22 protein-coding genes are annotated in these 18,870 nt (G+C 67.6%); 13 read left to right on the plus strand and 9 right to left on the minus strand.

The window, feature by feature from the left end:
* The first annotated feature begins 41 nt into the window (after positions 1-41).
* The 3 genes from pknB to ACR4XW_RS01475 all read left to right on the plus strand — a co-directional run bounded on the left by pknB (position 42) and on the right by ACR4XW_RS01475 (position 3,658).
* On the plus strand, positions 42-2,051 hold the full coding sequence (gene pknB, locus ACR4XW_RS01465) for a Stk1 family PASTA domain-containing Ser/Thr kinase (RefSeq protein ID WP_434758732.1): 2,010 nt from the start codon (positions 42-44) through the stop codon (positions 2,049-2,051).
* Positions 2,052-2,107: 56 nt separating this feature from the next.
* Positions 2,108-3,379 carry a hypothetical protein gene (locus tag ACR4XW_RS01470; RefSeq protein ID WP_434758733.1) on the plus strand — a complete coding sequence of 424 codons (1,272 nt, stop codon included), beginning with the start codon at positions 2,108-2,110 and terminating at the stop codon, positions 3,377-3,379.
* Positions 3,380-3,472: 93 nt separating this feature from the next.
* Positions 3,473-3,658 (plus strand): CsbD family protein, encoded by a 186-nt coding sequence (locus ACR4XW_RS01475; protein ID WP_434758734.1) that lies wholly within the window; start codon positions 3,473-3,475, stop codon positions 3,656-3,658.
* A 70-nt stretch (positions 3,659-3,728) separates the two neighbouring features.
* Here the strand turns inward: ACR4XW_RS01475 and ACR4XW_RS01480 are convergent, their stop codons facing one another.
* The 4 genes from ACR4XW_RS01480 to ACR4XW_RS01495 form a co-directional block, all read right to left on the minus strand.
* A complete protein-coding gene (locus ACR4XW_RS01480; protein ID WP_434758735.1) occupies positions 3,729-5,126 on the minus strand; it encodes a class II 3-deoxy-7-phosphoheptulonate synthase in 1,398 nt (465 codons plus the stop codon).
* 81 nt (positions 5,127-5,207) lie between these two features.
* Positions 5,208-5,903, minus strand: a complete 696-nt coding sequence (locus tag ACR4XW_RS01485; protein WP_434758736.1) for a response regulator — start codon at positions 5,901-5,903, stop codon at positions 5,208-5,210.
* A 1-nt stretch (position 5,904) separates the two neighbouring features.
* Positions 5,905-7,029, minus strand: coding sequence for a MacS family sensor histidine kinase (gene macS, locus ACR4XW_RS01490; RefSeq protein ID WP_434758737.1), 1,125 nt, complete (start codon positions 7,027-7,029; stop codon positions 5,905-5,907).
* 9 nt (positions 7,030-7,038) lie between these two features.
* On the minus strand, positions 7,039-7,800 hold the full coding sequence (locus ACR4XW_RS01495) for a lysophospholipid acyltransferase family protein (RefSeq protein ID WP_434758738.1): 762 nt from the start codon (positions 7,798-7,800) through the stop codon (positions 7,039-7,041).
* A gap of 115 nt (positions 7,801-7,915) precedes the next feature.
* Between ACR4XW_RS01495 and ACR4XW_RS01500 the strand changes: the two genes are divergently transcribed.
* From ACR4XW_RS01500 to ACR4XW_RS01510, 3 genes are read left to right on the plus strand one after another with little or no spacing between them, the layout of a single operon-like run.
* Complete coding sequence (locus ACR4XW_RS01500) at positions 7,916-8,710, plus strand: alpha/beta hydrolase (protein ID WP_434758739.1); 795 nt, start codon at positions 7,916-7,918, stop codon at positions 8,708-8,710.
* A complete protein-coding gene (locus ACR4XW_RS01505; protein WP_434758740.1) occupies positions 8,707-9,027 on the plus strand; it encodes a hypothetical protein in 321 nt (106 codons plus the stop codon). The genes ACR4XW_RS01500 and ACR4XW_RS01505 overlap by 4 nt, the downstream gene beginning before the upstream one ends.
* A complete protein-coding gene (locus ACR4XW_RS01510) occupies positions 9,021-9,173 on the plus strand; it encodes a hypothetical protein (RefSeq protein ID WP_434758741.1) in 153 nt (50 codons plus the stop codon). The genes ACR4XW_RS01505 and ACR4XW_RS01510 overlap by 7 nt, the downstream gene beginning before the upstream one ends.
* A gap of 34 nt (positions 9,174-9,207) precedes the next feature.
* Here the strand turns inward: ACR4XW_RS01510 and ACR4XW_RS01515 are convergent, their stop codons facing one another.
* The gene (locus tag ACR4XW_RS01515) at positions 9,208-10,068 is read right to left on the minus strand and encodes a hypothetical protein (protein ID WP_434758742.1); all 861 of its coding nucleotides are present in this window, start codon (positions 10,066-10,068) and stop codon (positions 9,208-9,210) included.
* A 125-nt stretch (positions 10,069-10,193) separates the two neighbouring features.
* Between ACR4XW_RS01515 and ACR4XW_RS01520 the strand changes: the two genes are divergently transcribed.
* From ACR4XW_RS01520 to ACR4XW_RS01530, 3 genes are read left to right on the plus strand one after another with little or no spacing between them, the layout of a single operon-like run.
* A complete protein-coding gene (locus tag ACR4XW_RS01520; RefSeq protein WP_434758743.1) occupies positions 10,194-11,879 on the plus strand; it encodes a DEDD exonuclease domain-containing protein in 1,686 nt (561 codons plus the stop codon).
* Positions 11,876-12,154 carry an Lrp/AsnC family transcriptional regulator gene (locus tag ACR4XW_RS01525; RefSeq protein WP_434758744.1) on the plus strand — a complete coding sequence of 93 codons (279 nt, stop codon included), beginning with the start codon at positions 11,876-11,878 and terminating at the stop codon, positions 12,152-12,154. The genes ACR4XW_RS01520 and ACR4XW_RS01525 overlap by 4 nt, the downstream gene beginning before the upstream one ends.
* The gene (locus ACR4XW_RS01530) at positions 12,154-12,312 is read left to right on the plus strand and encodes a hypothetical protein (protein ID WP_434758745.1); all 159 of its coding nucleotides are present in this window, start codon (positions 12,154-12,156) and stop codon (positions 12,310-12,312) included. Before ACR4XW_RS01525 ends, ACR4XW_RS01530 begins: the two co-directional genes overlap by 1 nt.
* A gap of 80 nt (positions 12,313-12,392) precedes the next feature.
* Here the strand turns inward: ACR4XW_RS01530 and ACR4XW_RS01535 are convergent, their stop codons facing one another.
* Both ACR4XW_RS01535 and ACR4XW_RS01540 read right to left on the minus strand, forming a co-directional pair.
* Positions 12,393-13,241 carry a rhomboid family intramembrane serine protease gene (locus tag ACR4XW_RS01535; RefSeq protein WP_434758746.1) on the minus strand — a complete coding sequence of 283 codons (849 nt, stop codon included), beginning with the start codon at positions 13,239-13,241 and terminating at the stop codon, positions 12,393-12,395.
* A gap of 2 nt (positions 13,242-13,243) precedes the next feature.
* Entirely contained in the window at positions 13,244-13,762 is a 519-nt protein-coding gene (locus ACR4XW_RS01540; protein WP_434758747.1) for a peptidylprolyl isomerase, read from the minus strand.
* A 186-nt stretch (positions 13,763-13,948) separates the two neighbouring features.
* Here ACR4XW_RS01540 and ACR4XW_RS01545 point away from each other — a divergent pair, with 186 nt between their 5' ends.
* From ACR4XW_RS01545 to ACR4XW_RS01555, 3 genes are all read left to right on the plus strand, one after another.
* A complete protein-coding gene (locus ACR4XW_RS01545) occupies positions 13,949-14,917 on the plus strand; it encodes a sunset domain-containing protein (RefSeq protein WP_434758748.1) in 969 nt (322 codons plus the stop codon).
* Positions 14,918-15,051: 134 nt separating this feature from the next.
* Entirely contained in the window at positions 15,052-15,561 is a 510-nt protein-coding gene (locus ACR4XW_RS01550; protein ID WP_434758749.1) for a hypothetical protein, read from the plus strand.
* Between the two features lie 61 nt (positions 15,562-15,622).
* Positions 15,623-16,282, plus strand: coding sequence for an A24 family peptidase (locus ACR4XW_RS01555; RefSeq protein ID WP_434758750.1), 660 nt, complete (start codon positions 15,623-15,625; stop codon positions 16,280-16,282).
* Position 16,283: 1 nt separating this feature from the next.
* On the opposite strand, the gene trpD is transcribed toward ACR4XW_RS01555, so the two are convergent.
* Both trpD and ACR4XW_RS01565 read right to left on the minus strand, forming a co-directional pair.
* A complete protein-coding gene (trpD, locus tag ACR4XW_RS01560) occupies positions 16,284-17,327 on the minus strand; it encodes an anthranilate phosphoribosyltransferase (RefSeq protein ID WP_434758751.1) in 1,044 nt (347 codons plus the stop codon).
* Positions 17,324-17,776 carry a hypothetical protein gene (locus tag ACR4XW_RS01565; protein ID WP_434758752.1) on the minus strand — a complete coding sequence of 151 codons (453 nt, stop codon included), beginning with the start codon at positions 17,774-17,776 and terminating at the stop codon, positions 17,324-17,326. The genes trpD and ACR4XW_RS01565 overlap by 4 nt, the downstream gene beginning before the upstream one ends.
* 341 nt (positions 17,777-18,117) lie before the next feature.
* On the opposite strand from ACR4XW_RS01565, the gene ctaE reads away from it, so the two are divergent.
* Positions 18,118-18,849 (plus strand): aa3-type cytochrome oxidase subunit III, encoded by a 732-nt coding sequence (ctaE, locus tag ACR4XW_RS01570; protein ID WP_434758753.1) that lies wholly within the window; start codon positions 18,118-18,120, stop codon positions 18,847-18,849.
* Positions 18,850-18,870: the final 21 nt, after the last annotated feature.

An 18,870-nucleotide genomic window follows, 5' to 3' on the forward strand; every position in this document is an offset into this window, starting at 1 on the left:
CAACACGGCCCACTTCCCCAGACCGTGTATGGAGCAGATTCGTGACGTTGACAAGCATGCGCGACCCGTTGGTCGGCCATGCCTTGGAGGGTCGCTACGAGATCACCGATCGACTCGCCCGAGGTGGTATGGCCACCGTCTATCGGGCGCACGACAACCGGTTGGGCCGGATCGTCGCGGTCAAGGTGATGCACGAAGGTCTCGGGGACGATCAGGACTTCGGCCGCAAGTTCGACCGGGAGGCCCGGGCCGCCGCCCGGCTGTCACACCCCAACGTGGTGTCGGTGTTCGATCAGGGACGCGACCACGGCCGTCCCTACATCGTGATGGAGTACGTGCCGGGCAGCACGCTGCGCTCGATGATCGTGCGCGACGCCCCCCTGGAGGCACCCCGTGCGCTGGACATCATCGAACCGGTGCTCGCCGCCCTGGCCGCCGCCCACGAGGCCGGCCTGGTGCACCGCGATGTGAAGCCCGAGAATGTGCTGATCTCCGATCGCGGACAACTGAAGGTCGCCGATTTCGGCCTGGCCAAGGCGATCAGCGGCCAAACCGCCACCGCCACCCAGGGCCTGCTGATCGGCACCGTGTCGTACCTGCCGCCCGAACTGGTCACCATCGGCAAGGCCGACACCCGCTCCGACGTCTACAGCGCCGGAGTGGTGCTGTGGGAGATGCTCACCGGCCGCAAGCCGCACACCGGCGACACCCCGATCCAGGTCGCCTATGCCCATGTGCACAACGACATTCCGCCGGTCTCGGATTTCCTGCCCGGAAGCGAACGGGCTCTATTCCCCGACTATCTGGACGCCCTGGTCGCCGGCGCGGTGCGGCGTGACCCGGCCCGCCGTCCGGTCGACGCGGCACACTTCCTGACCAACGTGCGCCTGGCCCGCAGCGCGCTGGCCGACGGGGTCACCAGCAGCCCGACCCTGGTGCGCAAGTTCACCAGCGACACCCCGAGCCACAACCATCTCGCGCTGGTCGGCGACGACGATCACGCCGGGCCGGACGACGAGGCGACGATCACCACCGTGACCCGGCTCCCGGTGCACCAACCGGCCCCGGTGATGCCTTCGGCACCGAGTGCGGGTTCCAGCCCCTCACCGCAGGAGTATTCCGAGTACACCCCGACCGATCTGCGTCCGGTGCCACCCCAGGTCTACCGGCGCCGCCGCGGCCTGCTGCTGTTGATCCTGTTGCTGGTGCTCGGCCTGGTCGGTGGCGTCGGGGGGTGGTGGCTGATGGCCGGACGCTGGACCGACACCCCGGCCCTGGCCGGGCTGACCCGCGAGGACGCGATCTCGGCGGCAACCGCGGCCGATCTGGAAGTGACCTTCGACGAGGCGCACTCCGAAACCGTCGCGGCCGGTCGGGTGATCGACACCGATCCGGCAGCCGGTGCACGGGTGACCCGGGGCAGCTCGATGGAGGTCGCGCTGTCGTTGGGTCCGGAACGTTTCGAGGTCCCGAAGCTCGTCGGGATGAGCGTCGGCGAGGCCACCGAGGCGCTGCGCCGGGTCAATCTGGTGGTCGGCGAGACCAAGGAGGTCTGGCACGAGGAGGTGCCGGCCGGTGTGGTGGTCGGCGCCTCGATGGATGCCGGCAGCCAGGCCAAACGCGGCGACAAGGTCGATCTGACCGTCTCGAAGGGTCGTCAACCGATCACCGTGCCGAAGGTGGCCGGTAAATCCCAAGCCGATGCGCAGGCCGCGATCAAGAAGGCGGGGTTGACCGCCGAGGTGAAACAGGCGCACTCCGCCTCGGTGCCCAAGGGTGTGGTGATCAGCCAGGCTCCGGCCGACGGCACCCTGTACCGGGGTGATCGGGTGTCGATCACGGTGTCCAAGGGGCCGGTGATGGTGCAGGTGCCCAATGTGAAGTCGATGGGCGTCCAGGCCGCCACCAAGGTGCTGCAGGACAAGGGCTTCAAGGTGACCACCCGTCCGGTCGAGGAGAACTACCTGGGGCTGGGCTACGTCGCCTACACCGATCCCGGCATCGGGTCGTCGGCCCCGAAGGGGTCCACGATCACCCTCTACCTGGTCTGACCCGGGCTGTTCGCCCCACCGGGCACTACCGTGATCGCCATATCTGGGAGGTACCGGTGTTGGAGTTTCTGCTGATCGGCCTTGCGCTGCTGGTGCTGGCGTTGCTGGTCGTACCGGTGACCGTACTGGCGGTTCGGGCCGGCATCCGCCGCCGCTATGTCGCGTCCCTGACCTCGCGTGGCTGGACGTTTCTGGACGACCCGGCCATGTGGGAGGTCGCGATGCTGCACTGCCCGCCCTTCGGCCGACAATTCGACCGGCAAGTCGACGACCTCACCCGCGGCCGCACCTCGGACGGCTACTGGTTCCAGGCGTTCGACTACCGCACCACCGAGTTCGACAACCGGGTGCTGACGATTCGGCTGCCCCGGGCCCTGCCCGAGTTGTACGTGTTGGCCGGCGGCCGGCCCCGTCCGGGGGTGGAGGCACCGAGGATCGAGGGCTTCGCTCCCCTGCTGGTCAACTGCGAGGACGAGCGCTACGCCCGGGCGGTGCTCACCGAGCCGGTGATGTCGGCGATCTTCGCCTACGGGCAGCACCATCCGCTCGACCTGAGCATCGACGGCAACCACCTGGTCGCGGTCAGTGTCTCGGAGGATCCCGATCTGCTGGCCCGAGCCGTCGATGCCCTCGCAGCGGTGGCCCGCGCGATCGACGAGCGGGTCTTCACCGAGTGGGCGCGCCCCGAACCCGAACGTGGCCACACCTTCCACCGACGTCCCGACTGGGATTACCTGGGCCAACACGACGCCCTGCTGAACACCGTGGAGGTCACCCGGGCCGGGCAGCGGCACCGCACCGAGGAAGTGGTCACCAGCCGCAACGACGGGTTGCCGTTCGTCGCCTTCCGGCACCACTGGGTAACGACCCACACCACCACGTACACCGACAGCCAGGGCAATACCCAAACCCAGACCCACACCCAACACCATGTCGAGCATGTGATGGAGTTCGCGCTGCCGTTCCGCAGCCCGCGGTTGGCGGTGTCCTACGACCGCACCAAGTTCATCAACGGCTGGATCACCGGCCTGCGCGAGATCGACTTCGAGCACGCCGACTTCAACCGGATCTTCGACATCCGGTGTGTGTCGCACAAGTTCGCCTACGACGTGGTGCATCCGCGCCAGATGGAATACCTGGCCCGCACCCAGCCCCCACCCTTCGTCTGGGGTGACGGACGGGCCCTGTTCCGGCTCGAGGCCTACAACCAGGAAACCATCGAGTGGATCTGTGATTTCTTCGCCGGGTTCATCTCGCGGGTGCCCAGTTTCGTCTGGAAGGACCTCCACGCCGCACCCCCGGTGCCCCTGACCGCACAAGGTCGATAAAGAGACCGAAAGGGTGTTGTCCCCGGCATCCGGCCCCCATAGGTTGGAGATGAGCACACTTCGGTGCTCAAGAGACGCAGTGGAGGGATGAGTATGGGTATCGGAGACAAGATTTCGAACAAGGCCGAGGAGATTGGCGGCAAGCTCAAGGAAGGCGTCGGTGACGCCACCGACAACGAGCGTCTCGAGACCGAGGGCAAGGGTGACCAGGCCTCCGGCCGCACCAAGCAGGCGGGCGAGAACATCAAGGACGCCGCCAAGAACATCACCGGCAACTGACCGGAAAACCACCACCAACGAACACGAAGCCCGGCCGGGGATCACCCCCGCCGGGCTTCGTCGTGTCGGCTCAGAAGTTGATCGGCACGAAATCCTGCACCGGGTTGGTGCGGTTGATCCGGCCGTCGGTGAGGCGCTCGGCCACGGTGAAGGCCAGCTCCAGCGACTGATTGCGGTTCAGGCGCGGGTCGCACAGGGTTTCGTAGCGGTTGACCAGGTGCTCCTCACGCAGATCGTCGACCCCGCCGACACATTCGGTGACGTCGTCGCCGGTCAGCTCCACGTGCACCCCGCCGGGCCAGGTGCCCAGGTCGTCGTGCACATCGAAGAAGCCGTTGACCTCATCGACCACATCGGCGAAGGCCCGGGTCTTGTAGCCGTTGGAGGTCGAGAAGGTGTTGCCGTGCATCGGGTCGCACATCCACACCGGATTGCGTCCGGCCTTGGTGACGCCGTCGATGATCGGCGGCAGGTTCTCACGGATCTTGCCCGCCCCCATCCGGGTGATGAAGGTCAACCGGCCCGGCTCGTGATCCGGGTCGAGCAGGTCGGCCAGCGCCAGGGCGTCCTCCACCGTCGTGCTCGGGCCCAGCTTGACCCCGATCGGGTTGCGCAGATGCCGCATGAACTCGACGTGGGCACCGTCCAACTGGCGGGTGCGCTCCCCGATCCACAGGAAGTGGCCGGAAACGTCGTAGGGCGTGCCGGTACGCGAATCGATCCGGGTCAGGGCGTGCTCGTAGTCGAGCAGCAGGGCCTCGTGGCTGGCGTAGAACTCGACGGTGCGGAAGACGTCGTCGTCGATCCCGCAGGCCACCATGAACGCCAACGCCCGTTCGATCTCCTGCACCAGCGCGGCGTAGCGCTCATTCACCCCGGCCGCGCTGCGCACGAAATCGGAGTTCCAGGAATGGGCGCTGCGCAGGTGGGCGAATCCACCGGTCAACAGGGCCCGGGAAAGGTTCATCGTCGCCGAGGAGGCGTTGTAGGTCTGCAGCAACCGGTCGGGGTCGTGACCGCGGGCCGCTTCGGTGAACTCGAACCCGTTCACCGAGTCACCCCGGTAGCTGGGCAGGGTGATTCCGTCGCGGGTTTCGGTGTCGCTGCTGCGCGGCTTGGCGTACTGGCCGGCCATCCGGCCCACCTTCACCACCGGCACCTGGGCGGCATAGGTGAGTACCACCGCCATCGACAGCAGGGTGCGCAGCTTGTTCTGAATATTGGCCGCGGTCACCCCGGCGAAGGTCTCGGCACAATCGCCGCCCTGCAGTACGAAGGCCTCACCGCGGGCGACGCTGGCCAGCTTGTCGCGCAGGTCGTCGCATTCGCCGGCGAACACCAGCGGCGGACGGGTGCGCAACTCGCTGACCACGGCTTCGACCGCCGCGGCGTCGGCATAGCTCGGCTGCTGCACCGGCTTCAGAGCGTGCAGGTCGGCCAAACTGGGAAGCTTCACGGAGTCAGACACGGATAGAGGGTAGCCCGCCGGGCCGAATCTCGCTCGTCGGTTTCGCACACCGAGCCGTCCCGGCGGTGTCAGTCCTCCGAGTCAGTCCTCCGAATGGATGCCCTGTTCGATGGCGTACAACACCAATTCGACCCGGTTGTGCAGTTGCAGTTTGCGCAACACGTTCTGGACGTGGTTCTGCACGGTGCGGTGCGCCACGTGCAGTTCCTCGGCGATCTCGCGGTAGGCCTTGCCCTTGGCGACCTGCCGCAGCACCTCCACCTCACGGGTGGTCAACACCGGGCCGGTGCTGTTGTGTTCCTCGGCGCGGGTCACCATCCGGCGGAACTCGCCGAGCACCAGACCGGCCAACCCCGGGGTGAACACCGCGTCCCCCTGGGCGGTGCGACGCACCCCGTCGACCAGTTCCTCGGGGGTGGCCGATTTCACCAGGTAGCCGCGGGCCCCGGCCTTGACCGCACGCAACACGTCCCCACGTTCGCCGCTGGCCGAGATCACCAGCACCTGCATCTGCGGGAATTCCTTCAACAGGATTTCGGTGCAGGTGGCCCCGTCGGGGTCGGGAATGTTCAGGTCCATCACCAGCACATCGGGCCGGATCGCGCGAGCCCGGTTGAGGGCTTCGGACCCCGAACGGGCGGTCGCGACGATGTCGAAGCCGTCGTCCTCCAGGTCACCGCTGAGGGCTTCGATCCACATCGGATGGTCGTCGACCAGCATCACCCGGCGGGGAAACGCGTCCGCGTCCCCGTTGTTGTTCCAGCCGGGCATCGACATGTCATTCATGTTGCATCGGAATCCTGAACTCCCATTCCACTCCCCGACCGGGGGCGGTGCGCAGTTTGGCATATCCACCCAGTTCGGCGATCCGGCCGTGAATCGAGTGTTTCATGCCCATCCGGCCACGCTCGACGGCGCTGTCGAAATCCTGCTGTTGCGCGCCCCGTCCGTTGTCGCGGATACCGATCACCAGTTCGTCGCCCTCGCGTTCCAGCAGCACCCAGGCCTGGGCGTCGGTGCCGGCGTGCTTGTTGACATTGTTCAGGGCCTCCTGCACCGCGGCTTCGATTTCCTGGGCCCGGGTCGCCTCCACCAGCACTGTTTCGGCCGGGGTGGAGATCGTCACCCCCGGCCCGGCATGCCGGTCGAGCAAGGACGAGAGGTTGCGCCGGGTGACGTCGATCAGGGCCTCGTCGGGTTCGGCGGCCTGTTCCTGCAACAGGGCGCGCAGGGCCGATTCCTGTTCGTGGGCGGCCTTGGCCAGCCACTGGCCCCGGGGCCCGAGATTGCGACCCTCGCGTTCCACCAGGGCCAACACCTGCAACACGCCGTCGTGCACGATCCGGGCCAGACGTTGGCGTTCGGCCATCGCGGCCCGCTGAGCGGTCATGACGCGCAGTTCGGCGGCATGGCAGCGCAACTGTTCGACCAGGTAGCCCAGGCAGGCGCAGCCGATCACCGTCATCATCGAGGCGACGATGTCGTCGGTGCTGGGGCCGGCCACCACGGATGCCACCACGGCCAGTGAGCCGGCCGCGATGGTTCCGGGTACCCAGCCGCGCCACAGCGCGATCGCCATCGGGGCCCCGGCAATCCACAGGTCCGGAACCGTCGAGTGCGGGCCGACCACCCAGGGCGAACACAGCACCAGAGCCAGCGTGACCCCGAAGTCGGCGGCCAGGAGCCAGGTCGGACGGGTTCGGGCATAGGCGATCGCGGTGGCCAGGGTCCAGGCCACCATGAAGGCGAAGCAGGCGATCAGCAACAGCCGGTGGCCGTCGACCAGCCACAGGTTGCGCGCGGCGAGCATCAGCATCCCGCTGCGCAAGGCGGTGTGCGCCTTGAAAACAGGGGTTTCCTCGAACTCCCGGGGGGCGGGGGTGGCCGGGGCCGGTGCCGACATACCGGTCAACTACTCCTTCGGCAGTGCCGGCCGCTCGGTGTTGGCTCCCGGACGGGGCAACACCCGGGCGGCGAGTTGTTCGGCGGTGAAGTTGCCGGACTTGGCCGAGGCGCCGTACACGTCGACGTATTCCTGCCCGGACAACTGGTGGATCGCGTTGACGATCTCGTCGGTCACCCACCGCAATACCACCCGGTCGGTGGGCCGGTCGCGGTAGTCGGAGAAGTCGAGGGGCTTACCGATCCGGATTCCGGGACGCACCATTCGCGGAATCCCGAACAGGCCCGGGGTGATCTCGGTGTCGAACATCGCCACCGGAATGACCGGGGCACCGGTGGCCAGGGCGAGCCGGGCCACCCCGGTCTTGCCCTTGTACAGCCTGCCGTCGGGGGAACGGGTGCCCTCGGGGAAGATGCCCAGCACCTTCTGCCCCTCGGCGAGTACCTCACCGACCACACCCAGGCTGTCCGCGCTGGCCCGGCCGCCGGAACGGTCCAGCGGCAACATGCCGACGGTCTTGAGGAACCAGGCGATGATCCGGTCCTTGAGGCTGCGGCCCTTCTCGAAGGCCTCGGCCTTGGCCGGGTAGGCCATCTGACGGTTGAGCATCGCCGCGAGCAGCACCGGGTCGCCGATCGAGATGTGGTTGGCAGCCATGATCACGGCCCCGTTGCGGGGCACATTCTCCAGCCCCTGCACCCACGGTCGCCAGAAGAGCTTGATCATCGGGGTGAACAGCAGGTGTTTGAACAGTTGATACGACAGCGTCACAGCCACTCCTCCTGTCGACCGGCACCGCGAATCGACAGGCAGCAGCCTAAGACATCGGGCCCATGACGCGCCCCTCAGCGTGGTGACACCGCTCCCGGGCATCTACCATGCGAGGGTGATCTCCCGCCGCAATGCCATCCGTCATCGTCCCGAGCCCGGCCCGAAGGTGATGCCCGGGGCGGAGTCGTTCCGGGCGGGTTCGGGTGAGACCGCGGTACTGCTGTGCCACGGATTCACCGGATCACCCGCCTCGATGCGGCCCTGGGCCCAATACCTGGCCGATCGGGGGTACCGGGTCGCGGTGCCCCTGTTGCCCGGCCACGGCACCCACTGGCGCGATCTGAATCTGACCGAGTGGACCGATTGGTACGCCTGCGTCGAGCAGGAGTTCAACGTGCTGCGTCGGGAATGCCGTCAGGTCTTCGTCGCCGGTATGTCGATGGGTGGTGCGCTGTCGCTGCGGCTGGCGCAACGCTACGGCGCCGATGTGGCCGGGCTGATGCTGGTCAACCCCGCGATCGCCTCCCGGGATCGCGCCATGCGGTTGTTGCCGGTGTTGTCGCGGGTGATTGCCTCGATCAAGGGCATCGGCAACGACATCGCCCGCGGTGGGGACGAGATCGGCTATCCGCGCACCCCGCTGAAGGCGGCCAACTCGATGACCCACCTGTGGGCCGATGTGCGCAACCATCTGGGCCGGGTCGACCAACCCATCCTGCTGTGCACCTCACGGATCGACCATGTCGTCGACCCCAGTTCGGCCGAGGCGATCGAGGCCGGGGTGAGCTCGACCGAGTTGGAACGGGTGCATCTGGAACGCAGCTACCACGTCGCGACCTTGGATCACGACGACGAATTGATCTTCCGCCGCTCGGCCGAGTTCCTGGCCCGGCACACGGAGCCGGCATGACCCGTCCCGACGACGGTGACCCGGTCAACGACGCCTTCGACGAGATGATCGCCCGGGAGTTTCCCGAGGCCCCGGCGGTCGAAGACCCCGCACCCTACGAACGGTTCGAGGCCGACCCGCCCACCCTGTTCGATTGGGTGGATCCGAATCCCGAGCCCGAACCGGAGCCGGAATACACCCTCGATCATGTCGAGCCCGATCCCGAACCCGGCGATGACGACTGGCGGCCCGAATCCGCTCCCTTGCTCAGCCGGTTCGCGGGCATGTCGGGTCCGGCCGCGGCGGGGCCGGCCTGTTGGTGCTGTCGATCGTGCTGACCGTGGCGATGGTGTTCGTCCCGGGCCTGCGCGGCTGGGGCGGGTTCGTGGCTTTGGCCTGTTTCGTGGCCGGGTTGGTGATTCTGTTCAGCCGGTTGCCGCGGGATCGGCCACCGTCGGGCTCCGGGGACGGTGCGGTCGTCTGACCTCGGCACTGCCTGCCCGGGCACGGCCCGGCGGTCAGTGACCGGTTCTCGGCATCTCCCGCGGCTTGTCACCGGGGGGACGCGGTCCGGCGGTGGGGCCGGCCGAGGGTGGTCCGCTCGGCTCGGGATCGGCACTCGGTGTCGGGTCGACCGTCGGCGAGGGTTCATCGGTCGGGTCCACCGTGGGCGTGGGCTCCTCAGTGGGATCAGGAGTCGGCGTCGGCTCCTCGGTCGGGTCGACCGTCGGCGAGGGCTCCTCGGTGGGGTCCGGAGTCGGCGTCGGTGTGGGCGAAGGCGCCTGCTCGGGGACGGTGAGAATGCCTAGGTGAAAGCTCACCCCCTGCGACTCATTTCCGCTGTCCGCAGGGAGCCACATCCGCACGGTCACCACATGTTCCTCGTTCTTTCCGGAAACCGGTGCCTTCACCGCCAACCGCCAGTGAACACCTTCGCGGTACTCGAAAGGTCCGTCCTCAGCGAAGGCATTCCCCAATCGGCGCTCTCCGACCTGTTCCCCATCGACATGCACAGTGAACATGAGGTCACTGGGGTTGCCCTTCTCCTGCTCGTCGGCATCCAGCTTGCTGAGGTCCTCGATACCGAACAGAACGTGCACGTGTTGGGTGTTGTCGGTGGTGGCCCGCATTCTGACGGTGGCTGTGTAACCAGGGCTCCCCGGGTTCGGGGGCCCGCCGGTCAACCTCCACGGCGGGGTGCTGGTCGGTCCGACCTGCACCCACTCTCCGTTAGCGGGATTCTGGTACTCGACCTCGGAGTTCGCCTGGGTCAGGTCGGCGCGAGCCCCCTGGGATAATGCCCACAGCGTTGCCAGTGGGGTCATCACGAGCACGAGGGTCAGTACGGACAGCTTCAACAGGGGAAGTCGACGAACCATTCATCGACCGTAGCAGTCAATAAGCCACGACGCGAGGGACGCCGTCAGCCGAGTGATCATGCCGGGAGCCGTTGACCGATTGTGGTGAACCGGAACTGTCGGTGGGCGTCCCTACTGTGCCCGGTATGAGCGTGCAGCCGAGTTTCGACGATCTGGGGCAACCCCTGTCCGAGGTCACCTTCGTGGTGGTCGATCTGGAAACCACCGGCGCGAGAGCCGACGACACCATCACCGAAATCGGGGCGGTCAAGGTGCGCGGTGGTGAGGTGCTGGGTGAGTTCCAGACCCTGGTCAACCCGCACCGTCACATTCCGCCCCTGGTGGCGGTGCTGACCGGCATCACCAATGCCACGGTCGCCGACGCCCCGTCCCTGCCGCAGGTGCTGCCGAGCTTCCTGAGCTTTCTCTCCGATGGGGTGCTGGTGGCCCACAATGCACGCTTCGATGTCGGTTTCCTCACCCGCGCCTGCGCCGAACTGGGGTATCGCTGGCCGGGCCCGATGGTGCACGACACCGTCGCCCTGGCCCGCAGCATCCTGCATCGCGACGAGGTACCCAACTACAAACTGTCCACCCTGGCCCGCTATTTCCGCACCAACGTCAGCCCCGATCACCGGGCACTGTCCGATGCCCGGGCCACCGTCGAGGTGTTGCACGGCCTGTTGGAGCGGGTGGGCAATCTCGGCGTGCACACCGTGGAGGATCTGCACGGCCTGCATCGCAGGGTCTCCCCCCAGCGCCGGGCGAAACGGACCTGGGCCGACACCCTGCCCGAACGGCCCGGCGTCTACTGGTTCGAGGGGTCGGCACCCGAACGTGAGGTGCTCTACGTGGGCACCAGCAAGCGGCTGCGCACCCGGGTGCGAACCTATTTCACCGCTGCGGAGAAGCGGCGCCGGATGGAGGAGATGATCCGGGTGGCCGAAGGGGTGCGTCATGTCGAATGCGTCACCGACCTCGAGGCCCGGGTGCGGGAATTGCGGATGATCGATGCGCACCGGCCGCGTTACAACCGCCGCTCGAAGTTTCCCGAACGCACCCGCTGGCTGAAAGTCACCGTCGAGCCCTTCCCCCGGCTGTCGGTGGTGCGTACCGTGGCCCGCGATCACGCGACCTATCTGGGGCCCCTGGGACGGGAGGCCGAGGACATCTGCGCAGCCCTGTACGAGGCCTTCCCGGTGCGTCGCTGCACCCCACGACTGTCCAGAACGCCACAGCAATCGGGCTGCGCGCTGGCCGAGATGAGCCGCTGCGTGGCCCCCTGTACCGGAGGGGTGTCCATCGACGATTACGGCGCGTTGATCGAGCGCCTCCGCGATGCTCTGCACCACGACGTCCGCCCGGTATTGCACGCCCATCGCGAGCGGATCGACCGGTTGATCACCCAGGAGAGATTCGAGGAGGCCGGTGAGGTGCATCGCCGGCTGGTGCATTACTGCTCCTCGGTGACCCGCTTCCACCGGCTGCACAGCATCGCCAGATGTGCCGAGGTGGTGGCGGCCCGCCGGGTCGAGGACGGCTGGGAGATCCATGTCTTGCGCTACGGGCGACTCGCCAATGCGGCACTGGCCCGGGTCGGGGACGATCCGATGCAGGTGGCGCTGGCGGCCCGGGCCTCGGCCGAGGTGGTCGCGGCACCGAACGGCCCCGAACCCAGTGCCCTGGTCGAGGAGACCCGGTTGATCGCCGAATGGCTCGAATCCGACGGGGTGCGGATCATCGAGATCGACGGTGAATGGACCTGGCCGCGCACCGCGGTGGTACTGCCCGATGAACTTCCGGCACTGCTGACCACTAGGGTTGGCTCATGATCACAGCGATTGTCTTCGTGACTGCCGAGACCTCCCGGATTCCCGAGGTGGCCGAGGAGATTGCCTCCCTGGACGGGGTCAGCGAGGTGTACTCGGTCACCGGCGCGATCGACCTGGTGGCGTTGGTGCGCGTGCGATCCAACGATCAGGTGGCCGAGGTGGTGGCCAACCGCATCAACAAGGTCACCGGGGTGCTCGACACCGAAACCCACATCGCGTTCCGGGCCTTCTCCCAGCACGATCTGGACGCCGCCTTCTCGCTGGGCACCGGCTGATGCCCGGGGCGGCTGATACCGCCCGTTCGGGCGTGTTGGGGTGGGTGCTGATCGTGGTCACCGCGCTGGTGCTGCTGGGCGCGATCCTGTTCGCCCTGAACTACGTGTCCCGCGACACGCTGGACCCGTTGCCGAGCAATTCCACGAGTGCCTTCTGAAACAGGGCACGTTCTGAATACAGCGCTTCTCGAATACAGCGCTTCTCACATCCAGCGCCGACCGCCGGGGCGGCGCGCGCTCAGAAGATGATGCCGACCGCGATCAGCACCAGCAGGGCTGCCGCAATCGCGATCAGGCCGTTGCGGCGCTGGGTGCGATGCAAACCGCGCCGGGTGAGTACCGCCCCGGCGGCCGCGCCACCGGCGATCGCGCCGATCTGACCGATGAAGGTGAAACCTCCGGTGACCAGCGAAAAGGCCAGCAGAATGCCGAGCAGGATCAGATCGGGCCGGATGTCCATGCCCTGATTGCGTTTCACCATCGCGTTGGTGGCGAACAGGCCGATCACCGATACCGTGCCGGAGGCGGCCGCCATCACGATGCCGGCCAGCGAGGCCAAGGACATCGCCGCGGCACCGCCCAGGCCGATGATCAGGAAGACCGCCACAAAGCGGGCGGTACCCAACATCTCTTCGACGAAGCGGCCGATGAAATACATCACCAGGCCGGTGATCAGGGTTCCCAGCAGGCCTGCCGGGGACACCAGGTAGGTGAGGATCCGCCAGTACTGCCCCATCTCGACCAGCGGGGTGAACCAGGCGGTGAGCTGGGTGGCCATGTCGCGGGTGAACAGGTTGATCAGTTGCAGTGCCACGACGATGGCGATGATCACCAGGGTGGCCGACTTGGTGATGGTACGTCCGCCGCGAGCCAACCGGGTGACCGGCCTGGGGCCGGCCGCCCGGTTCTGGGCTCGGGCCCGGCCCACACAATCGGGGCATTGGAAGCCCACCGACGCCGGCACCATGCATTCACCACAGATCGGCCGACTGCAGCGCTGGCAGTTGATGCCGGTGCTGCGGTCGGCGTGGCGATAACAGGGCGCGAAGCCGGGTTCGTTGAAATCGGGGCCGGGCTGGTCGGACACGATCAGTTCTCGATGATCTCCACCGACTCCATCACGACCGGCTCGGCCGGCTTGTCACGATGGTCGGTCCGAACCTTGGCGATCGCGTCCACCACATCGCGGCCCTCCTGGTCGGCGACTTCACCGAAGATCGTGTGGCGGCGGTTCAGGTGCGGCGTGGGGGCCACGGTGATGAAGAACTGCGAGCCGTTGGTGCCCGGCCCGGCGTTGGCCATCGCCAGCAGGTAGGGCTTGTTGAAGGCCAGCTCGGGGTGGAACTCGTCCTCGAACTGGTAGCCCGGGCCGCCGGTACCGGTGCCGAGCGGGCAGCCGCCCTGAATCATGAAACCGTCGATGATCCGGTGGAAACCGAGACCGTCGTAGAACTTGCCGGTGGTCGACTGGCCGGTTTCGGGATCCCGGTACTCCTGGCTGCCGGTCGCCAGACCAACGAAGTTGGCGACGGTCTTGGGAGCCTGGTTCTCGAACAGATTGATCGTGATGTCACCGTGGTTGGTGTGCAGGACTGCGGCCTTGGCCACTGTGATCCCCTTCCTGGACGGGAGCAGTTTGCGGATTGAGCAGCACCCGATGGAGGTGCACCGGAGCTACTTCATCGTCCGCCATCCTTGCATGCCGAACCCAACAGGACACCTTTCGCTCATCGCTGATTCGACTATGGGTAGGCTTGGAACCTGCCTGGAGTCCACAGCGAAACCGGAGGAACCGTGAAGCGAAAGAAGCAGCACGTCGAATTGGCCGAACGCGGCTCAGCCGCACTCGATAAGGCCGTGAGCACCGTCACCCCCTACGTCGAGCAGGCACAGGCGTATGCGTCGGAGGCGCTGGCGCCGGCGCTGGGCAAGGCCGAGGTCGGTCTGGATGCGGCCAAGACCACCGTGCAGGACACCCTGTTGCCCAAACTCAACGAAATGGTGCACGACGCCGCTGAGGCTCCCAACACCAAGGAAGCGGTCAAGCGCAGCCGTACCGCCGCCGCTGCCCTGCGCGGCGACATCGAGGTCTCGGAGCGCGACCTGAACAAGATCGCGAAGCGTCGCGCCAAGAAGGCCGAGAAGCGCAACAAGGCGATCGCGAAGGAATTCAAGGACGCCAAGAAGAACATCAGCGACGAGGTCGAGGCGGTCAAGAAGCGCGCCCTCAAGAAGCAGAAGAAGAACAAGAAGGGCAAGTTCGGCAAGGTTCTGCTGGTACTGACCATCATCGGCGCGGTCGGTGTGGTCGTGAAGCAGTTGCTGGCGGCCAAGCGGGACGATCCCTGGCAGTCCTACGAGCCGAGCACCTTCAGCGGCCCGACCAGCACCACCCCCACCGAGCCGGCCAGCCCGGTCACCACCATCACCGAGCCCGCCGGCCCGGCCGCCGAGGCGACGATGGACGACACCCTGGCTGCGGCGGTCGCCGCCGACGCGCCCGAGGTTGCCGAGGCCGCGGTGGCCGAGACCGAGGTCCAGCCGGTCGACCCGGTGGCCGAGGTCGCCCCGGAGGCCTCGAAGTTCGGCGAGGGGTCCTATGTCGGGATGGAGCCCCCGGCCGGGTACGACATCAAGGGCAATGACCGCTCGATGAAGTACCACGTGGCCGGATCGGATTCGTACGATCGCACCATCGCCGATGTGTGGTTCAACTCCACCGAAGCGGCCGAAGCCGCCGGGTTCACCCGCGCCCAGCGCTGATCCACGCGACTCCGCCGCGCCCCGTCATTCGTGACGGGGCGCGGTTTTTTCTTGCCTTTCTGGTGACTCGGGCTCACAACGCCCCGGCGTGTCGCGGCCTGTTCCTGGTGACAGACCAGATCAGGAGGGACCGAATGCACGACCTCGACCACGCCGACCAACTCGACGAACTGGCGATCTGCGCCGAGCCACCACGGCTGCGCGGCTGGGTACCGGCCGGGCCGTACCGACAACACCTGCTGAGGCTGATGTCGCAGAGCCGACTGCCGTGGCGAGCGGTGGCCATCCACGCCGAAGTGCCGATGCGCTTCGTCCGGCGGCTCGCCGGGCCACGGTATCCACGGCGGGTACCGGCCGCGGTGGCGCTGCGGCTGGTGACGGTCACCGAGGCCGAGGTGATCGGGCTCGCGGCCACTCCGGGACGCCGCCGGGTCACCGCCCGACGGGTGCGGTGGCTGCTCGACCAAGGCCTCGCCCGCGACCAAGTCGCCGAGATGCTGGAGATCTCGGCCGCCGATGCCGACCGGCTCGGACGGGACCGGGGTTGGTGTTCGGCGCGCACCGAGTTGTTGGCCCGAGCCGCGGTGCAGGCCCATGCGGCCCGCCACCCGTGGTTGGACGCCCCGGCCGAGGCGGCGGCCTGATGTCGGCCCGAGTTCGAGCGGCCGGCTCGACCCGGCCCGGATCTAGGATCGAGATGTGCCCGTGTCCGCAGTGCTGGTGACGATCCTGGTCACCGTGCTCACCACCGGTGGCGCCGGGTGGGTGCTGCGCCGATTACCCTCCCCCGCCGGTCACCCGGGGCCGCAGCCACCGTGGGCCGGGCTGCCCCGTCCGCGCTGGAGTGTCGGCTTGGCCGCGGCCTCGCTGGCGGCCGGCCTGACCGGGGTGCTGCTGGCACCGGCGGGCACCGCCCCACTGTGGTGGGTCTGGGCCGGGCCGGTGGCGCTGCTGGTGGCGATCGATGCGGCGACCACCTGGCTGCCGCTGTCGTGGACCCGGGTCTGTTGGGCGGCGATGCTGCTCGGCACCCTCGCCGCCCTCTGGTGGGGTCTGGCACCGGCCCGGCTGCCGGTGGTGTTGGTGGCGGCCGCCGTTGCCTTCGGCCTGTTCCACCTGCTGTGGCGGGTCTCGGGTGGGCAACTGGGCTACGGCGATGTTCGGCTGGCACCGATGGTCGCCGCCATTGCTGCCGCGGTGTCGATCAACACCGCGATCGTCGCCTTCGTTGCGGGCAGCCTGATCGGGGTCGGGCTCGGGGTGGTCGCCCGCCTGACCGGCCGCTCCGGCGGTTTCGCCTACGGCCCGGCCCTGTGGGCCGGGGTTCCGGTGGCCCTGGTCGTCCAGCGGCTGCTGTCCGGCTGACTCAGACCCGGTTGGAGACCGCCACCCAGCGCTCGAGCACCTGCAAGGCCCCGCCATCGGCGAGCAGTTCCCGGGCGCGGTCGAGCTCGACGGCCAACTGCTCGCGCAGCGGGGCATCGGACGGCCCCCGGTCGGCCAGCAGGGTGGCGGCGGCATTCAAGGCCACGATGTCGTGCACCGGGCCCGGCGCTCCGGCGAGCACCGCACGGGCGATCTCGGCATTCACCGGCGGCGGGCCACCGATCAGATCCTCCACCCGGGCACGCTCGATGCCAAGCTCCAGCGGATCCAGCACCTCGTGGCGCACGGCACCGTCGGCGACCACCCACACATCCGAGGTCGTGGTGGTGGTCAACTCGTCCAGACCGTCGTCGCCGTGGAAAACCAGCCCCCGGGTACCGCGATCGGCCAGCACCCCGGCCATCAGTTCGGCCATCCGACGGTCGGCCACACCGATCGCCTGCCCCTGCGGGCGGGCCGGGTTGGACAGCGGGCCGAGAAAGTTGAAGGTGGTCGAGATGCCCAGTTCGCGACGCGGACCGGCCGCGTGCCGCAGCGAGGGGTGGTAGCGCGAGGCGAACAGGAACACGATCCCGGCCTCGTCCATCACCTGTTGCTGTTGCTGGGGTTCCAGATCGAGCTTGACCCCGAGTTCTTCGAGCACATCGGCGGTACCGCACATCGAGGAGGCGGCCCGGTTGCCGTGCTTGGCCACCCGGGCTCCCCCGGATGCGGCGACCAGGGCCGACATCGTGGAGATGTTCACCGTGTTGGCGCGGTCTCCGCCGGAACCGACCACGTCGACGGTACGACCCGTGACATGGACAAGTTCGGCATGGTCGAGCATCGCGGTGGCCAGCCCCGAGATCTCGGCGACGGTCTCACCCTTGGCGCGCAGGGCGACGGCGAACCCGGCGATCTGGATCGGCGAGGCCTGCCCGGTCAGGATCTGACCCATCGCCCATTCGACCTGCTCGGACGACAGATCCTGTCGGTTGACCAGGGAGGTGAGGACAGCGGGCCACGTGAACGTGGCTTCGGTCATGAGGTGGCCACCTGCGAACCCGGCCCGGGCTTGCCCAGCCGCGAACGCAACAGTTCGGCAACGGCCTGCGGCAGCTTCACCGGGTCGGCCGGGTGGGTGAGCACCAGCTCGGCGCGCGACCAGGTGGCGAGCCAGGCATCGTCGCGGCGGGCCACCAGCAGCAGGACCGGTGGCGCGTCGGGCACCTCGTCCTTCAACTGTCGCGAAATCCCCATGCCGCCCTCGGGAGTGGCCTCACCGTCCAGGATCACCACATCGATTCCACCGCGTTCGACCGTGTTGACCACCATCGGCGGGGTCGCCACCTCGACCACCTCGATCTCGGGCAGGTCGGCGGCCACCCGCCGTCCCATGGCCAGCCGCACCTGCTGACGGGTGGTGCGGTCGTGCGAGTACAACAGGACCCGGGCCGGGGCTTGGGTCTGCGGCGCGGCGGCGTTCATCTGCATCCTCGAAATCGTGACGACGGTGGTGGGCCGGGAAAACCGGTTCGTCACGCATGGTAGCGCCACCCCACCCATCCGCGCCGGGGCGACCGTGCCGACACCCGCGACACGCCCGAGCGGGTGGGTACGGGCAACAACGGCGTAACTTTCCGCACAGGGGTTCGCAGGCGCGTTCGATGGTCTCAACCGGGCCCCGATCCGGCCGTGTACCGGCCCAGAGCGGTGATTCGGGCGAGCGTCGGGAGAAAACCAGCTCGCTTCGGGGGTGATAACGACAAACGATAGTAGTCCACCCAGTGCCTGGGTGGGGTGACCAATCCCCGAAGTATGGCAATAATGCTCCCGTGGCTACTTCATCTGAAACGGCAAGCAGCCTGCCGACGACCCCGCACGGCGCGCTGCATCCGATTGCGAATCCCCGCCGGCGAGGCATCCCGGGACGTCCGGATGCGCTTCCGTTCGGAGTGATGGTCTGGCTGGCATCGGAATTGATGTTCTTCGCGGCGTTGTTCGCGGCGTACTTCACGATCAAGAACGTCACCGACGCCATGGCCGGCCCCGGCGAAACCACTCTGTGGGCCGACGGCCAGGCTCTGCTGACCCCGGGCTTCGCGCTCGGCAACACCCTGATCCTGGTGCTGTCTTCGGTCACCTGTCAGTTGGGTGTGCACGCCGCCGAGCACGGTCAGGTGAAGCGCACCGGTGGCCCGCTGGCCATTCTGAAGTGGGGTATGCGCGAGTGGTACATCCTGACCTTCGTGATGGGGTCGGTCTTCATCGCCGGCCAGGTCTTCGAGTATGCCGAACTGGTGCACAAGGGCCTGACCATCTCGTCCGATGTCTACGGTTCGGTCTTCTTCCTCGCCACCGGATTCCACGGGCTGCACGTGCTGGGCGGTCTGATCGCCTTCCTGTATGTGCTCGGCCGCACTTACCTGGCCCGTACGTTCACCCATGAGCAAGCCACCAGCGCCGTGGCGATCTCGTACTACTGGCACTTCGTCGATGTGGTGTGGATCGTGTTGTTCGCCGTGATCTACGGCGGGCCCCTCTACTCCATGTTCATCGGTGGCTGAGCGCCCACACCTCAGAAGGGA

The sequence above is a fragment of the Pseudenemella bisphenolivorans genome, assembly GCF_051133435.1.
GTDB lineage: Bacteria > Actinomycetota > Actinomycetes > Propionibacteriales > Propionibacteriaceae > JAAYAO01.

Excerpts from the sequence above, each read along its gene's own strand:
- ACR4XW_RS01475 (WP_434758734.1), top strand. The coding sequence starts at position 3,473 with ATGGGTATCGGAGACAAGATTTCGAACAAGGCCGAGGAGATTGGCGGC.
- ACR4XW_RS01485 (WP_434758736.1), bottom strand. The coding sequence starts at position 5,903 with ATGTCGATGCCCGGCTGGAACAACAACGGGGACGCGGACGCGTTTCCC.
- macS (WP_434758737.1), bottom strand. The coding sequence starts at position 7,029 with ATGTCGGCACCGGCCCCGGCCACCCCCGCCCCCCGGGAGTTCGAGGAA.
- ACR4XW_RS01505 (WP_434758740.1), top strand. The coding sequence starts at position 8,707 with ATGACCCGTCCCGACGACGGTGACCCGGTCAACGACGCCTTCGACGAG.
- ACR4XW_RS01515 (WP_434758742.1), bottom strand. The coding sequence starts at position 10,068 with ATGGTTCGTCGACTTCCCCTGTTGAAGCTGTCCGTACTGACCCTCGTG.
- ACR4XW_RS01520 (WP_434758743.1), top strand. The coding sequence starts at position 10,194 with ATGAGCGTGCAGCCGAGTTTCGACGATCTGGGGCAACCCCTGTCCGAG.
- ACR4XW_RS01525 (WP_434758744.1), top strand. The coding sequence starts at position 11,876 with ATGATCACAGCGATTGTCTTCGTGACTGCCGAGACCTCCCGGATTCCC.
- ACR4XW_RS01530 (WP_434758745.1), top strand. The coding sequence starts at position 12,154 with ATGCCCGGGGCGGCTGATACCGCCCGTTCGGGCGTGTTGGGGTGGGTG.
- ACR4XW_RS01550 (WP_434758749.1), top strand. The coding sequence starts at position 15,052 with ATGCACGACCTCGACCACGCCGACCAACTCGACGAACTGGCGATCTGC.
- trpD (WP_434758751.1), bottom strand. The coding sequence starts at position 17,327 with ATGACCGAAGCCACGTTCACGTGGCCCGCTGTCCTCACCTCCCTGGTC.
- ACR4XW_RS01565 (WP_434758752.1), bottom strand. The coding sequence starts at position 17,776 with ATGCAGATGAACGCCGCCGCGCCGCAGACCCAAGCCCCGGCCCGGGTC.